Annotated in this window: 12 protein-coding genes; 2 read left to right on the top strand and 10 right to left on the bottom strand. The window is 76.3% G+C overall.

The genetic code is table 11. The features are described 5' to 3' along the window. Window positions 1–5: 5 nt before the first annotated feature. The 8 genes from EBO35_RS03735 to EBO35_RS03700 all read right to left on the bottom strand — a co-directional run bounded on the left by EBO35_RS03735 (window position 6) and on the right by EBO35_RS03700 (window position 10,152). Entirely contained in the window at window positions 6–1,376 is a 1,371-nt protein-coding gene (locus EBO35_RS03735) for a glycosyltransferase family 4 protein (RefSeq protein ID WP_122816538.1), read from the bottom strand. A gap of 76 nt (window positions 1,377–1,452) precedes the next feature. After that, window positions 1,453–2,847: a DUF4082 domain-containing protein gene (locus tag EBO35_RS03730; RefSeq protein ID WP_164477795.1), complete on the bottom strand. Its 1,395-nt coding sequence runs from the start codon at window positions 2,845–2,847 to the stop codon at window positions 1,453–1,455. 134 nt (window positions 2,848–2,981) lie between these two features. Then, on the bottom strand, window positions 2,982–3,962 hold the full coding sequence (locus EBO35_RS03725) for a hypothetical protein (protein WP_122816536.1): 981 nt from the start codon (window positions 3,960–3,962) through the stop codon (window positions 2,982–2,984). Window positions 3,963–4,214: 252 nt separating this feature from the next. After that, entirely contained in the window at window positions 4,215–6,068 is a 1,854-nt protein-coding gene (locus tag EBO35_RS03720) for an asparagine synthetase B family protein (RefSeq protein ID WP_122816535.1), read from the bottom strand. 2 nt (window positions 6,069–6,070) lie between these two features. After that, complete coding sequence (locus EBO35_RS03715) at window positions 6,071–6,340, bottom strand: phosphopantetheine-binding protein (protein WP_122816534.1); 270 nt, start codon at window positions 6,338–6,340, stop codon at window positions 6,071–6,073. 43 nt (window positions 6,341–6,383) lie between these two features. Then, window positions 6,384–7,640, bottom strand: a complete 1,257-nt coding sequence (locus tag EBO35_RS03710) for a pyridoxal-dependent decarboxylase, exosortase A system-associated (protein ID WP_122816533.1) — start codon at window positions 7,638–7,640, stop codon at window positions 6,384–6,386. Then, the gene (locus EBO35_RS03705; protein ID WP_122816532.1) at window positions 7,640–9,244 is read right to left on the bottom strand and encodes an acyl-CoA ligase (AMP-forming), exosortase A system-associated; all 1,605 of its coding nucleotides are present in this window, start codon (window positions 9,242–9,244) and stop codon (window positions 7,640–7,642) included. The genes EBO35_RS03710 and EBO35_RS03705 overlap by 1 nt, the downstream gene beginning before the upstream one ends. A gap of 38 nt (window positions 9,245–9,282) precedes the next feature. Beyond that, window positions 9,283–10,152, bottom strand: a complete 870-nt coding sequence (locus EBO35_RS03700; protein WP_164477794.1) for a hypothetical protein — start codon at window positions 10,150–10,152, stop codon at window positions 9,283–9,285. A gap of 120 nt (window positions 10,153–10,272) precedes the next feature. Here EBO35_RS03700 and EBO35_RS03695 point away from each other — a divergent pair, with 120 nt between their 5' ends. Together EBO35_RS03695 and EBO35_RS03690 are read left to right on the top strand one after the other, a co-directional pair. Continuing rightward, a complete protein-coding gene (locus EBO35_RS03695) occupies window positions 10,273–11,193 on the top strand; it encodes a glycosyltransferase (RefSeq protein ID WP_122816531.1) in 921 nt (306 codons plus the stop codon). Window positions 11,194–11,196: 3 nt separating this feature from the next. Continuing rightward, window positions 11,197–11,865: a polysaccharide deacetylase family protein gene (locus tag EBO35_RS03690; RefSeq protein ID WP_122816530.1), complete on the top strand. Its 669-nt coding sequence runs from the start codon at window positions 11,197–11,199 to the stop codon at window positions 11,863–11,865. Window positions 11,866–11,871: 6 nt separating this feature from the next. Here EBO35_RS03690 and EBO35_RS03685 read toward each other — a convergent pair whose 3' ends face one another. Further along, on the bottom strand, window positions 11,872–12,795 hold the full coding sequence (locus EBO35_RS03685) for a glycosyltransferase (RefSeq protein ID WP_122816529.1): 924 nt from the start codon (window positions 12,793–12,795) through the stop codon (window positions 11,872–11,874). After that, complete coding sequence (locus EBO35_RS03680; protein ID WP_122816528.1) at window positions 12,782–14,185, bottom strand: O-antigen ligase family protein; 1,404 nt, start codon at window positions 14,183–14,185, stop codon at window positions 12,782–12,784. Before EBO35_RS03680 ends, EBO35_RS03685 begins: the two co-directional genes overlap by 14 nt.

The raw sequence follows: 14,185 nt of genomic DNA, 5'->3' as shown, positions 1-14,185 counted from the left end.
CCTCCTCAGACACCGAGCCGGTGTCGCGCCGCGGCCCGCGGGCCGCGGTCCAGGACGAAGCGCCGCAGCTCCTCGTCGTCGTCGACGTCGACGTAGTCGAGCCCGGCCTGTCCGGCCAGTCCGGCCAGTCCGGGGAGTCCGGTCGGCGCCGACAGCCCCGCGTCGCGGTCCGCCTCGGTGCCGGTGAGCCGGTCGAAGACACCGACGTACGCCACGGCCTGCGGACGCCAGTCGAGCACCCCGCTCACCCGGCGCCGGGCCCGGCGGGCCATCGTGCAGCGCAGCTCCGGGTCGTCGAGCAGCGCGGCCACGGCGTCGGCGAGGGCCCCCACGTCCCCGGAGGGCACGTAGAGGCAGGAGTCCTCCCCCGAGACCCGGGTCTCCATCAGGTCGAACGCGACCGACGGCAGCGCGTAGGCCATGTACTCCATGGTCTTGTTCATCGTGGACAGGTCGTTGAGCGGAGTCTTGCGGTCCGGGCAGACGCCCACGGTGGCCGCGCTCAGCTGCTCCGCGATCACCTCCGGCCCGACCCGGCCGGTGAACGTCACCACGTCGTCCAGGCCGAGCTCGCTGCTGCGCCGGACCAGGTCGTCGTAGCAGTCGCCGAACCCCATCAGCACCGCCTCGACGTCGTCGCGGCCGCGCACGTGCACGAGCTCGTGCATCAGCTCCAGCACCAGGTGGACGTCGTCCTGCGGGCCCATGATGCCCAGGTAGGCCACCCGGTGCCGGGTGGGCGGGGGCGACCCCGCAGGCACCCGGACCGGGCGCATCACGCTGGTGTCCGGGCCGCTGCGCACGACTGTCACGGCGTCCTCCCCGAGCTCGCCGCGGTGGAGGGCGATCCGCTCGTAGGAGCAGTTGGTCGAGATCACGTGGTCGGCGGTGCGGTAGGTCCGCCGCTCCAGCCAGCGCAGGCCGGCGAGCTCGAGCCTGCCGCCGAGCCCGGTGGGCTGGCCGAAGCGGGACAGGAACAGCTCGGGGTTGAGGTCGTGCTGGTCATAGACGAACAGCACCCCGCGCCGCCTCCACAGCCGGGCCAGGGCCCAGTAGGTGTCCGGCGGGTTGCAGGCCTGGAGCACGTCGAAGGGGCGGTGGCGCCAGACCGACGCCGAGAGCCAGGCGGTGCGCAGCCAGCAGTAGACGAACTCCACCAGGTAGCCGAGGGCTCCGTCGGCGACCGGCGCGGGCCGGTAGCGGTGGATGCGCACCCCCTCGATCGTCTCGCGGGCGGCGTCGCCGGGGCCCTTCGGGCAGATCACGCTGACGTCGTACCCGGCCGACCGCAGGGCGCGGCACTCCATCCAGACCCTGCGGTCCAGCGGCACGGGGAGGTTCTGGACCACGATGAGGACGTGGGTCGCATTCGCCATGCCTCAGACTCACCGCGGGTCCGCGGGCCCACCGGCCGCACCCCGCCCAGTTCCCCAAATTGGGGGTCGGGCGGTGTCAGGGCCGGATCGGCGTGCCGTCCTCCCAGGTGTTGTTGCTCCACACGTTGCCGGGCGCGTCGGGGTCGAAGTCCATGACCGGCGCCCAGATCCCGCAGTTGCCGGTGCGCCCGCGCTGGAAGACGTTGTCGAGGAACCGGATGTTGGCCGCCTGGCCGGAGTACGGCTTGCCGCCCGACGAGCCGCCGTAGGCGCAGGTGCCGCCGGTGCTCGCCAGGAACAGGTTGCCCTGCACCAGCACGTCGCGCACGGCCGCGAAGTCGCCGTACCCGGTCAGCCCGGCGGAGCACCCGGCGTTCGGGGGCACGTCGGGAGCGTCGCAGGTGATGGTGTTGCCGACGATCGTGCTGCGCGCGCCGACCCGGATGCCGGACTCGTGATAGGTCCCGCTCTGGTCGCGCATCTGCCCGTGCACGTAGGAGTCCCGCACCGTGCAGTCCATCCAGCAGTGGATCGAGCGGTTGCCGCCGGTGACCTCGACCCGGGTGGCGACGAAGTCGCGGGCGCCGATGCCGGTGCCGGCGACCTGGCCGGCCCGCACCTCGCTGTCGGTGATGACGAAGCCCCGGCCGGGGACGTTCTCGTCGTTGGCGACGGTGCCGAGGACCACCGAGTCGCGGATCACCACCCCCGGCGCCCGGATCGCGAGGCCGCAGCCCACGGTGCGGGCCTCGATCACGGTCCCGGGCTGCGTGATCGTGCACGGACCGGTGTACGCCGTGAGCGCGGTGCCGGGCGGCACGCCGGTGCTGGCCGCGTCCGGGAAGGACCCCGACGGCTCGCTCGGAGCCGGCGCCGGGGGCTCGCTCGGAGCCGGCGCGGGGGGTCCGCTCGGGGCCGGGGGCTCGCTCGGGGCGGTCGTGGGCTCGAAGACGACGTCCACGAAGTAGTTCGACTGCAGGTAGGTCTGGTCGGGTCGCCCCTCGCCGCGGGTGTAGACGCCCTGCCAGGCGGTGAGCGCGCGGCTCACGACCGGCTGCGCGAGGCCGTCGTTCTCGGCGGCGTACCGGCCCTGGGGGGCCCGGTAGGACGCGATGTAGCGACGTCCGGGCCGCAGGGTGACCGGCTCGGAGAGCTCCGCGGTCAGCCAGCCGGTCGCGCGCGGCTCGCCGAAGTCGGCGACCGCCAGGACCCGCCCGCCCGGGGACCAGATCGTGCCGTCCTCGGGCACGGCGCCACCGGCACCGCGGTAGATCTCGATCGCGGTGACCCGGCCCGCGACGGAGGTGGAGAACACCACGCCCAGGGTGGTCGCGAGGGGATCGGGATCGACCGGCGTGGCGGGCACCCGGTCGTCGGGCCACACGCTGTAGCGGACGGGCTCGGCCGCGGCGGCCGGCGCGGCCGGACCGCCGATTCCCGCGGTGGTGGCCACGGCGGTCGCGGCGGTCACGGTGGTCAGCGCGACCGCGACCGCGGCGACCAGAACCGCCGGGCGGCGCGGCCGCGGCCGGTCAGGCCGATCGGGCCGGCCTGACCGGTCGGAATGGCCTGGCCGGTCGGAACGGTCGGGGTGCTGGGACGAGCTCATGGACGGACCCTCCTGCCGTCGGTCCACCGGTTGCCGGTGAACTGGTTGCCGGGGGCGCGGCGGTCGAAGTCGAGCACCGGCGCCCAGTAGCCGCAGCGGCCGGTGCGGCCGCGCTGGAAGACGTTGTGGACGAAGCGGATGCGGGCGGCCTGGCGGGAGTACGGCTTGCCGCCCGACGAGCCGCCGTACGCGCAGGTGCCGCCGGTGGTGGCGACGAGGAGGTTGCGCCGGATCAGGTTGTCGCGGACCGGACCGAAGTCGCCGTACCCGGTGAGCGGGGCCGAGCAGCCGGCGTCGGGCGGCACCGTGGGGGCGTCGCAGGCGATCCGGTTGCCGATGATCCGCCCGCGGGTGCCCATCCGGATGCCGGACTCGTGCCAGACGCCGGTGCGGTCGGTGTCCTGCCCGTGCACCCACGAGTCGCGGACCAGGCACCGGTGCCAGCAGTTGATGCCGCGGTTGCCGCCACGGACCTCGGAGCGGAGCACCCGGAAGCGCACCTCACCGACCCCGGTCGCCATCCGCGACCCCCGTGGCGAGACGTCGACGGTGGACCGAGCGAGCGTGAACGAGCTGCGGCCGGAGCGGTCGGTGCCCGAGCTCACGGTGCCGTGCACCAGCGAGCGGCGGACCACCACGCGGGGCGCCAGCACCCGCAGGTCGCAGCGGACCAGCCGGCCCACCAGGACGGTCCCAGGCCGGGTGATCGTGCAGGGGCCGCGGTAGGGCCGCAGCCGCTGCGAGGCCGGCACCCCGGTGCTGCGCCGGGTCGGGAACCGCGACTCCCGGGCCCCGCGCTCCCGGGCCCCGGTGCTGGTGCTGGTGCTGGCGGGCGCGTCCGCCGCGACGGTGGCCGCCTGGACCGCGACGGGGCCGATGCCCGCCGGGACGGGTCCGGCCAGGGCCGGTGCGGCGAGCACGTGGCTCAGCAGCGCCGCGGCGCCGAGCGCGAGCGGCAGCGTGTGTCTCGAGAACATCTGGCTCCAGGGCCGCGCGGGGTGCGCAGGCCGGTCGGGGGTCACCGCCACCAGTCGGCGGGGAGTCGGCGGGGAGTCGGCAAGAGGTCGGCGGGGAGTCGGCAAGAGGTCGGCGGGGAGTCGACGGGAGGTTGGTCGACGAGAGGTTGGTCGACGGGGCGGCCGACGGTGACGACGTCCGGATCGCGGCGCGGGTGCCGGCCTTCCTGCGGAGGGGTAGCCACCGCTCCGTCTCCCTAGCCCGGCCATCCCTCAAATGGGTGAGCTGCCAGCCGGTTCCCCGGGGCGGGCCGGCGCCCCGGTCGCCACGAGGTTGACCAGCAGCGCGGCGGTGGCCGGGTCGGGCTCGACGGCCCCGGAGACGACTGCGTCGAGCCACGCGGACCGGAACACCCCGGTCGCCGCGACCGGCTCGACCAGGTCGCCGCGACCGCGCAGGTACGCCGTGGCCCGCCGGGCCAGCAGCGGACCGCCCGCGGGCGCGCGCCGGCCGCCGGCGGCCCGCTGGAGCACCTTGCGGCCCCCCTGCGCGGCGCCCACGCGGGACCGGCTCGCGAGGGCTGCCCATCCGGGCTCGGCGTAGCTGCGCGGCGGGGGCCGGCCGTCCAGCGGCAGGTCGGCCAGCTCGGGGTCCAGGGCCACCTGCAGCCGAGCCAGGAACCGCGATCCCCGCTTGTCAGCGGGTGCCAGCGCGCGCACGGCCGCCAGGAACCGGTCGTCGAGCATCGGGTTCGCGACCGCTGTGCGCGAGCACACGGCCGTCTCGGTGGCTCCGGCCCAGCGCTGCATGCGGTGCTCGAGGTAGAGCCGGTCGGTGGCGGCGAACCAGGTGTCGCCGGAGGCGGCCAGGGCGAGGTGCGTCTGGGTGAGGGCGACCTCGCGCGCCCACTGCGCGAACGCCGGCTCCAGGGCGGCCGCGGCCACCGCGTCGTTCGCGACCAGCCGCCAGGCCGCGAGCCGGCGCGCCCGGCGCTCGGTCACCGGCCCCTCGCCCCGGACGCCGAGGTAGTAGAAGCCCCGGGCGACCTCGCCGCCGAGGCCGGAGATCCGCGGCCCCGGGAGGGCCCGCTCCTCGGCGGTGTCGAGGGCGGCGCGGGCCACCGGGTCGGCGGCGAGCTCGAGCCGTCGCGCCGCCGCCACGCACCGCGCCCACGCCTCCTCGGGGTCGAGACCCTCCAGCCCGCCGAGGTCGAGGACCTCGTGCCGCATCCCGTAGCGCTCGGCCAGCGCCGCCGCGATGGCGGTGTCGGGGCTGCCGGGCACGCCGAGGGTCATCACCCTCAGCCCGCGACGGCGCGCGGGGTCGATGGCGGAGAGCAGCAGCCGGGAGTCCTGGCCGCCGGTCAGCTGGAGCACGGGATCGGGGTGGTCGGCCAGGTACGCCGTCAGGTAGTCGCGCAGCAGGTCGCGGGTCCGGTCCACGGTGGCGGCCAGCTCGGCCGGGCCGTCCGGGCCGCCCGGCTCCGGGGCCTGGAAGGAGGTGGTGGCGACCCGCCCGTCGCGCAGCGTCACCACGGAGCCGGCCGGCACCTGCTCGACCCCGAGGAACAGGGTGCGGTGCCCCAGCTGCCAGCCGAGCTGGCTCTGCACCGCGACCGCTGTGAGGTCGGGCTCGCACCCGGGCGCCAGGGCCGCCAGGAGCCGCGCCGACGTCGAGACCGCCGCCCAGCCCGGAGCCTGACGGCAGTAGAGCTGGCGCATCCCCAGCCCGTCGACGCAGGCGAGGACCGTGTCGACCCCGGTGCCCGTCCCGGTGAGCGTGGCTGCCGCGAACGGCGGCAGCATCCCGGCGAGCAGGTCGGGGTCCGCGGCGAGCAGGCCGCGGCGTACCTCCTCGGCGGAGACCGGCCGGTCGCGGTGCCGCCGCTCGAGCGCGAGCGGCAGCGCGGTGCCGGCGGACAGGCCGCCGTCGGACAGTTCGCCGGCGGCGCCGCCCCAGGTGGCGGTCCGGACCGAGCCGTGCCGGACCGGGTCGGCGCGCAGCCCGGTGGCGATCAGGGCCCGGCACACGACGTCGGTCAGCAGGTCCGGGCCGCCTGGGTCCGGGCCGCCGGCCGGCTGTCCGGAGATGGCGACGAACCCCGGGTCCGGCTCGGCGCGGAGCATCCTCAGCCGGCCCGGGCGGCGACGAAGGCGGCGAGGCTGCCGACTGTCTCGAACACGTCGCCGGTGAAGTCGTCGTCGTCGACGACGATGTCGAAGCGCTCCTCGAGGGCCACGGCCAGCTCGACGACCCCGAGCGAGTCGAGCTCGGGGAGCTCGCCGAGCAGGGGCGTCGCGGCGTCGAGCGTCGGGGCGCGGTCCTCGATCCCGAGCGTCGCCACCAGGACCTCGAGGACGGCGGCCGTGACGCGGGGGTCGGTGCGGGTCTCGGACACGGGTTCCTCCGGGGGCTGGTCGGGCTGGGTCTGGGGTGTGGCGTCAGACGAGCACCTCGGCCGGGGCCGGGTGCCCCAGGAACGCCTCGGGGCTCGCGGTCCGGCCGTAGGCGCCGGCCTGGAAGACGACGACCAGGTCGCCGATGTCGGCGGGCGGCAGGTCGACCCGGTCGCCGAGCAGGTCGAGCGGGGTGCACAGGCACCCGACGACGGTGACCTCGCCGGCCGCGGCCTCGGCGGGGCGGGTGCCGACGGTCAGCGGGTAGTTGCGCCGGATCACCTGGCCGAAGTTGCCCGACGCCGCGAGCTGGTGGTGCATGCCGCCGTCGACCACGAGGTAGGTCTGGCCCCGCGACGTCTTCCGGTCCACCACGCGGGTGACGTACACTCCGGCCTCGCCGACCAGGAACCGGCCCAGCTCGATCACCACGTGCGCCTCGGGGTGGGCGGGTCGGACGAAGTCGGCCACCAGGCCGGCCAGCTCGGTCCCGACCCGGTCCAGGTCCAGGGGCCGGTCCTGCGGGAAGTACGGGATCCCGAACCCGCCGCCGAGGTTGAGGTAGCTGGTCGCGGTCCCCACCTTCTCGGCCAGGCCGAGCAGCAGCTCGACGGTGCGCCGGTGGGCCTCGACCAGGATCTCGGCCTGCAGGTTCTGCGACCCGGCGAAGAGGTGGAAGCCCTCCATCGCCAGCTGCAGGTCCGCGACCAGGTCCAGCACCTGCGGGACCTGCTCGACGTCGACGCCGAACTGCTGCGGACCGCCGCCCATCCGCATCCCGGAGCCCTTCACGGCGAAGTGCGGGTTGACCCGCACCGCTACCCGCGGGCGCAGCCCGAGCGACTCGCCGGCCGCGGCCAGGCGCAGCGCCTCGTGGGGCGACTCCAGCTCGACCAGGACGCCGGCCGCCACCGCCCGGCGCAGCTCGGCGTCGGTCTTGCCCGGGCCGGCGAAGCTGATCCGGGCGGGGTCGGCCCCGGCGTCGAGCGCGACCGCCAGCTCGCCGCCCGAGGCCACGTCGAGCCAGTCGACCCGGCCGGCCAGGTGGCCGAGCACCGCCGGCATCGGGTTCGCCTTGACGGCATACCCGAGCTCCACGGACCGCCCCAGCGCGGCCCGCACCCGGGCGACGGCCGCCGTGATCGCGGCCCGGTCGTAGGCGAAGAACGGCGTGCCGCCCACGCGCGCCGCGAGCCGCTCCAGCGGCACCCCGCCGACGAGGAGCTGGCCGGAGGGGTCCACGCCGAAACGCTCGACGTGCGGGCGTGCCTGCTCGGTGGCGGGCACCGGCGTCCCGGCCATCAGGAGACCTCCTTGCGCAGCAGCACCCGGTCCAGCTTGCCGTTGGGCGAGCGCGGCAGCCGGTCCATCAGCCGGACCTCCGCGGGGACCATGAACAGCGGCAGCCGGCGGCGCAGGTGGGCAGTCAGGGCCCGGGTGTCCACGTCGGCCGGGACGGCGCCGGCGGGCGGGCCCGCCACCAGCACGATCCGCTGGCCCAGCCGGTCGTCGTCGACGCCGACCGCCGCCACGTCCCCGACCAGCCCGCTGTCGTGGGCGGCCTCCTCGACCTCGGTGGGGCTGACCCGGTAGCCGGAGGTCTTGATCATGTCGTCGTCGCGGCCGACGAAGTACAAGAAGCCCTCCTCGTCGGCGACGACCGTGTCCCCGGACCAGACCGCGAGCTCCGGAGCCCGCCAGAGCTCGTGCCGGCCCGGCAACGGACGGAAGCGCTGCGCGGTGCGCTCGGGGTCGTTCCAGTAGCCCAGCGCGACCAGGGGTCCGCGGTGCACCAGCTCGCCCTCCTCCCCGGGGGCCGCCGGCGTGCCGTCGGCCCGGACCACGAGGATCTCCGCGCCGGGGATGGCGCGCCCGATCGAGTCCGGGCGGCGGTCCACCTCGGCCGGGTCGAGGTAGGTGGAGCGGAAGGCCTCGGTCAGCCCGTACATCAGGAACGGGCGCGCCTGCGGGAAGAGCTCGCGCAGCCGGGTCAGCGTCGCGCGCGGCATCCGGCCGCCGGTGTTCGCGAAGTAGCGCAGCCGGGTCGCCTCCGGCGGCCAGTCCACCCCGGCCAGCTGCAGCCACAGCGGCGGCACGCAGGTGAGCCCGGTGACGCCGTGCCGGGCGCACAGGCGGACCACGTCGGCGGGGAGCAGGTAGTTGACCAGGACCACGTGGGCGCCGACCGCGAGCGCGGTGGTGACCTGGCTCAGCCCGGCGTCGAAGCTGAGCGGCAGCGCCGCGAGCAGCACGTCCTCGGCGGTGTTCTCGAGGTACTCGCTGACCGACTCGGCACCGACCAGCAGGTTGCGGTGGCTGAGCACGACGCCCTTGGGCCGGCCCGTGCTTCCGGAGGTGTACAGGATCGCCGCGACGTCCAGGTCGACACGGGGCTCGAGACCCGCCCCGACCCGGGGGTACGCCGCGCGACGGGCCGCCGCGCCGGCGGCCCGGACGTCCTCGAGGGCGACCTGGACCGGTCCTGGCGCGTCCCCCGCCGGGTCGGCCCCGGCCGCGACGAGCAGCACCTGCTCGAGCGCCGGCAGCCGGTCCGCCTCGCCGGCCAGGGTGGCCCAGCGCTGAGGCGTGGTGACCAGGACCCGCACGTCGCAGTCGCCGAGGACGTGGGCCACCTGGGCGGGCTTGAGGAGCGGGTTGACCGGCACGAAGACCCCGCCGGCGGCGGAGGTCGCCAGGATCGACTCCACGGTCTCGAGCCGCTTGTCCAGCCAGATGCCGACCCGGTCGCCGCAGGCCAGGTCGCGGGCCCGGAGCCCGGCGGCCAGGTCGTGGACCCGACGGGCGAGGGTGGCGTAGTCCAGCGTGACGTCCTGGGAGGTCAGGGCCGGCCGGTCTCCGTGGACGCGGGCCTGCTCGTCGAGCAGGTCGTGCAGGTGGACGCGCATGCGGAGGTCTCCTCGGGCGGGTCGGGAAATCACCGGGCTCACCAGCTGACGAGCGCGAGCTCGCTGTAGAGGCTGTCCACGGCGGCGGCCGGGACCGCGCTGCCGCGCACCATCTTCGGGCGGGGGTGGCGCAGCAGCACCGAGCCACCCGGCCGCTCGCCGACCACCCGCAGCTCCGCCAGGGTCAGCGGCAGGCCCCGGGCCAGCAGGTGCCGGGCCAGGTCGCCGCGCCAGCGCCGCAGCAGGTCCGGGTCGCTGACGTGCAGCAGCGACGCGAAGAGCCGCAGCCGCCGGCGCCGGTCCCGCCGGTAGACGACGTAGCAGTGCTCGGTGCCGTCGGTGAGCAGCACGTGGTGGGCGGCGGCGGCCGCACGGTGGTCGCGGAAGATCTGCTGCTCGACCCCGGTCAGCGCGGCGTCGATGGCGTCGGCGTCGGTGACCGCGCGGGCCCGCGGGGGTCCCGGGAGGTTGGCGACCAGCGCCGTCTCGGTGTCCAGCGCCCGGAACCGGAGCCGCTCGTTGAGCGCGACGACCGAGCCGCTCGGCGACAGGTCGGTGAACTGGTAGCCCCGCTGGGCGAGCACCGCGCGCAGCAGCCGCAGGCCGTGGGCGCGGTGCTCCTCCAGCACGCACCAGGCGGCCAGGTTGCAGAACCGGACCACGGTGCCGGCGACGTCCCGGTCGGCGTAGAACGCGAGCTGGACGCCGAGGACCTCCCGCCCCGCGGCGCCGGCGCGCTCGAGCAGGAAGCCGTGGTTGGGGGCGTCGACGGCCCAGGTGGGCACCGCCGCCGCGGCCCACTCCTGCGCGCTGAGCCGGGGGTTGAGGTGCGCGTGCAGGAAGCGCCCCACGGCCGGGAGATCTGCCGACCGAATGGGCGCCACGCGGACCGAGCCGTCGTCGACCATCCTCCGACCGTAGGAGCGGCCCCGGCCGGCCGGGGCGGGTGCGCCGCGGCGTACCCAATGCTGGGGAGCGGGCCGCGGGAGCTCCGCGGGCCCCCCGCCGGCGGCCGGAGGCTGAGCCGCATGGAGCCCACGAGCCCAGCCAGTCCAGCCAGCCCGGCCAGCCCAGCCAGTCCGGCCAGTGTGGTGATCGCCGCCCACGACGAGGAGGCGGTGCTCGGCCAGTGCCTGCGCGCGCTCACGGCCGGCGCGGCGCCGGGTGAGCTCGAGGTGGTCGTGGTCGCCAACGGCTGCACCGACCGGACCGCCGAGGTCGCGCGGCGCGTCCCCGGGGTCCGGGTGGTCGAGGTGGCGCGGCCGAGCAAGACCGCCGCGCTGAACGCCGGCGACCGGGTGGCGACCGGCTTCCCGCGCATCTATCTCGACGCCGACATCCCGGCCACGGTCGCCACCGTCCGCGCCCTGCGTGCCGCGCTGGCCGGCCCCGGCGGGCCGCTGGTGGCGGTGCCGGGACGGCACCTGGTCGTCACCGGGCGGCCCTGGCCGGTGCGGGCCTGGTCGGCGATCCACCGCCGGCTGCCGGCCTTCGAGGAGGGGCTCTTCGGCCGCGGCATGATCGCGCTCTCCGAGGCCGGGCGGGCCCGCTTCACGACCTTCCCCGAGGTGGTGGCCGACGACCTGTTCCTCGACGCGATCTTCACAGCCGGCGAGCGGGTCCAGGTCGCCTCGGTCGCGACCCGGGTGGAGGCGCCGCTGCGGACCGCCGACCTGCTGCGCCGCCTGGAGCGGGTACGCCGCGGCAACGCGACGCTGCGGGCCGCCGGGCGAACCCAGCCGCTGGGCACCGTGCGGCCCGCCGACCGGACCGCCTGGCTGCGGCACGTGGTCCTGCGCCGGCCCTGGCTCGCCCCGGCCGCGGTCGTCTACCTGGCGCTGACCGCGACGGCCGCCGCGGCGGCCCGCCGGCCGGCGCCGGCCGGGGCGGCGTCCTGGGGACGCGATGCGACCACCCGCGCCGCCGACCCCAGCGCGACCCGGGGCTGAGTCGTGCGCGGCGAGTTCCTGGTGAACCTGTGCTTCCACGGCATCGGGCGCCCGGCCCGCGAGCTCGAGCCCGGCGAGGCGGCGTACTGGATCGGGACCGGGACCTTCCACGACGTCCTCGACGCGGTCGCCGGCGACCCGCGGGTCCGGCTCAGCTTCGACGACGGCAACGCCTCGGACGCCGAGGTCGCGCTCCCGGCGCTGGTGGAGCGCGGCCTGCCCGCGACGTTCTTCGTGCTCGCCGGCCGGCTGGACCGTCCCGGCAGCCTGAGCCGCGAGCAGCTGCTCGCCCTGCACGAGCACGGGATGAGCGTCGGCAGCCACGGCATGGACCACGTCCCGTGGCGCCACCTGGACCGGGCCACCGCGGACCGGGAGCTGTGCCGGGCCCGCACCGAGCTCGAGGATCTGGTGGGGAGCCCGGTCCGCGACGTCGCGCTGCCGCTGGGCCGCTACGACCGGCGGCTGCTCGGCCTCCTGCGCGGCCTGGGCTACCGCTCGGTGCACACCAGCGACCGCCGCTGGGCCCGGTCCGGCGCGTGGCTCCAGCCCCGGTTCAGCGTCCGTGCCCAGGACACGGTCCCGGGCCTGCACGACGCCGTGCTGCGCCGCCCGCCGCTGCCCGGCCGCACCCGCAGCACCCTGGTCGGCGTGGCCAAGCGGCTGCGCTGAGCAGGCTCAGCCCAGCCACCCCGGGCCCGGGGCGGCGCGCAGCCGCGCCGGGTCGAGCAGCGCCCGCAGCGCGGCCCGGGAGGGACGGCGGCCCAGGCTGGCGCGGCTGCCCTCGCGCAGCACCACCGCGGCCCAGAACAGGACGGTCGCCGGCAGGCCGCGGCGCCGCCGGAACAGCCGGACCCGGTTGACCACCAGCAGCGGCCACAGCCGCGGGGAGGCCGCGGAGTCGCCCTCGAGGTGGACCGCGGCGGCCGTCGGGACGAACCGGGTGGCCAGGCCCGCGTCCCGGGCGCGCAGGTCGAAGTCGGCCTCCTCGGAGTAGAGGAAGAACGACTCGTCCCACGGCCCGACCCGCGCCCAGCACGCGGCGCTGACCAGCTGGGTGGAGCCCTCGGCCCAGTCGGTGTCGCACGCGTGGCGGTACGCCGCGTCCGCGCTGACCACCTCCCCCAGCCGGCCCAGCCGACCGGCGCGGTCGGCGCCGAGCACCGCGTCGGCCAGCGCGCGGCGTACCGACGGCTCGCGGCGCAGCGAGTCGATGCGTACGCCGTGCGCGTCGCGCAGCAGCGGCACCGCGATGCCGACCCCGGGCTCGCGGAGCGCGGCGAGCAGCGTCGGCACGCAGCCGGGCTCGAGGCGCACGTCGGGGTTGAGCACCAGCACGGCCCTGTGCGGGCCGCCGGCCGCGACCGCGGCGTTGATGCCGGCGGCGTACCCGGCGTTGCGTCCCATCGGCACCACCACCGCCTCGGGCGCCAGGCGGCGCACCACCGCGACGCTGTCGTCGCGGGAGTCGTTGTCGGCGACCACGAGCTGCCAGGGCACCGGGCCGAGCCCGGCCGGCAGGCTGGCGATCAGGTCCGGGAGCACCGGTGCGCTGTTGTAGGCGACCACGGCCACCAGCACCGAGTCCTCAGCCGCGGACATCGACGGTCTCCCGCGGTTCCGCGGCGGCGGCCGCCGCGTCGGCCCGGGCCAGGCGGCGGGCCGCACCGGCCATGCCGGCGGCCAGGAAGCCCACCCCGGCGGCCATCGGGAACCCCCAGGCGTCGAAGGTCAGCATGGCGACCGCCCCGCCCGCCACCGAGGCCGCCAGCGCGAGCCCCAGGTGCCGCGCCCGGGGCTCGGGGGCACAGCGCGCGGCCAGCCCCCCGAGGAACGCGACGGCGAGGAAGACACCCGTCGCCAGCAGCCCGAGCAGCCCGATCTCGACCAGGATCATCAGGTACTGGTTGTCGAGGATCCGGTAGTGGCGGGGCACGAACGTGAACAGCCCCCGCCCGATCAGCCAGTGGTCGTCGTAGAGGTCGAGGACCACGTCGTAGTCGCCGGTCCGCCCGGTCACGCTGGGGTCATTGAAGAAGTTGGTGAACATCGACACGAGCGTGCCGACCAGGCCCGGGATGGCCAGGCGCAGCGCGACCACGGCGACCGGGGCGATCAGCAGCGCCCGCAGCCGCCAGCGCCACGGCCAGCCGAGGAACAGCACCAGGCCCGCGGCCAGCATGACCAGGACCGCGGAGCGCGAGATCGACACGTTGGCGCCCACGAAGATCAGCACCGTGGGCACTGCCGCGCCGCGACGGCCCCAGGCGTGGATGGTCCGGTGCACGGCGAGCGGCAGCAGGCAGGCCAGGACCACCCCGAACTCGATCGGGTGCACCGCGGTGGCCGAGACCCGGTTGAAGATCGACCGGGTGTGCAGGGCCCCGATCTCGCTGTTCGGGCTGAGCCCCGGCAGCAAGATCGACGCGGCCAGGTTGTAGCCGGTCGCGAACTGCACCAGCCCGATCGTCGCGACCACCGCGCCCAGCCAGGACAGCCAGGTCACGATCCGCTCCAGGTCCCCCCAGGACCGGATCCCGTCGGCGACCACGAGCGTGATCCCGACCCAGGCGGCGAACGCCAGCAGGCCGCGGTCGCCGGCGCTGACCATCGTCGCGGTGACCTGGTCGACCGTCTGCGGCACCAGCGTCCACAGCTCGTCGGTCTGCTGCCGGACCGTGAGCGGGGCGTACCAGCCGGCCGCGTTGCCGTTCGCGTAGGCCGCGGCCACGCACAGGGTCAGCCCCAGCACGGCGACCCGCACCGGGCTGAGCCCCCGCGCCGGGTTCTGGCCGGCGACGGTGCTGGCGCACCACCAGATCAGCGCTGCGACGCCGAGCAGGCTCGCCGGGGACCCGGCCGCCCCGAGCGGCCCCACCACCAGCTGGGAGGGCATGCACAGCAGCAGGACCGCGTAGCCAAGCGCGACCGCCAGCGGCGCGCGGCCGTCGTCGGCGAGCGCGGGGAGCCGGCGCCGGACCCGGGCGAGCAT

The organism is Nocardioides pantholopis, from assembly GCF_003710085.1.
GTDB lineage: Bacteria > Actinomycetota > Actinomycetes > Propionibacteriales > Nocardioidaceae > Nocardioides > Nocardioides pantholopis.
The sequence above is the reverse complement of the archived record's forward strand: the minus strand, read 5'-3'. Positions and strand labels throughout refer to the sequence as shown.

Excerpts from the sequence above, each read along its gene's own strand:
- EBO35_RS03735 (WP_122816538.1), bottom strand. The coding sequence starts at position 1,376 with ATGGCGAATGCGACCCACGTCCTCATCGTGGTCCAGAACCTCCCCGTG.
- EBO35_RS03725 (WP_122816536.1), bottom strand. The coding sequence starts at position 3,962 with ATGTTCTCGAGACACACGCTGCCGCTCGCGCTCGGCGCCGCGGCGCTG.
- EBO35_RS03720 (WP_122816535.1), bottom strand. The coding sequence starts at position 6,068 with ATGCTCCGCGCCGAGCCGGACCCGGGGTTCGTCGCCATCTCCGGACAG.
- EBO35_RS03710 (WP_122816533.1), bottom strand. The coding sequence starts at position 7,640 with ATGGCCGGGACGCCGGTGCCCGCCACCGAGCAGGCACGCCCGCACGTC.
- EBO35_RS03705 (WP_122816532.1), bottom strand. The coding sequence starts at position 9,244 with ATGCGCGTCCACCTGCACGACCTGCTCGACGAGCAGGCCCGCGTCCAC.
- EBO35_RS03700 (WP_164477794.1), bottom strand. The coding sequence starts at position 10,152 with ATGGTCGACGACGGCTCGGTCCGCGTGGCGCCCATTCGGTCGGCAGAT.
- EBO35_RS03695 (WP_122816531.1), top strand. The coding sequence starts at position 10,273 with ATGGAGCCCACGAGCCCAGCCAGTCCAGCCAGCCCGGCCAGCCCAGCC.
- EBO35_RS03685 (WP_122816529.1), bottom strand. The coding sequence starts at position 12,795 with ATGTCCGCGGCTGAGGACTCGGTGCTGGTGGCCGTGGTCGCCTACAAC.
- EBO35_RS03680 (WP_122816528.1), bottom strand. The coding sequence starts at position 14,185 with ATGCTCGCCCGGGTCCGGCGCCGGCTCCCCGCGCTCGCCGACGACGGC.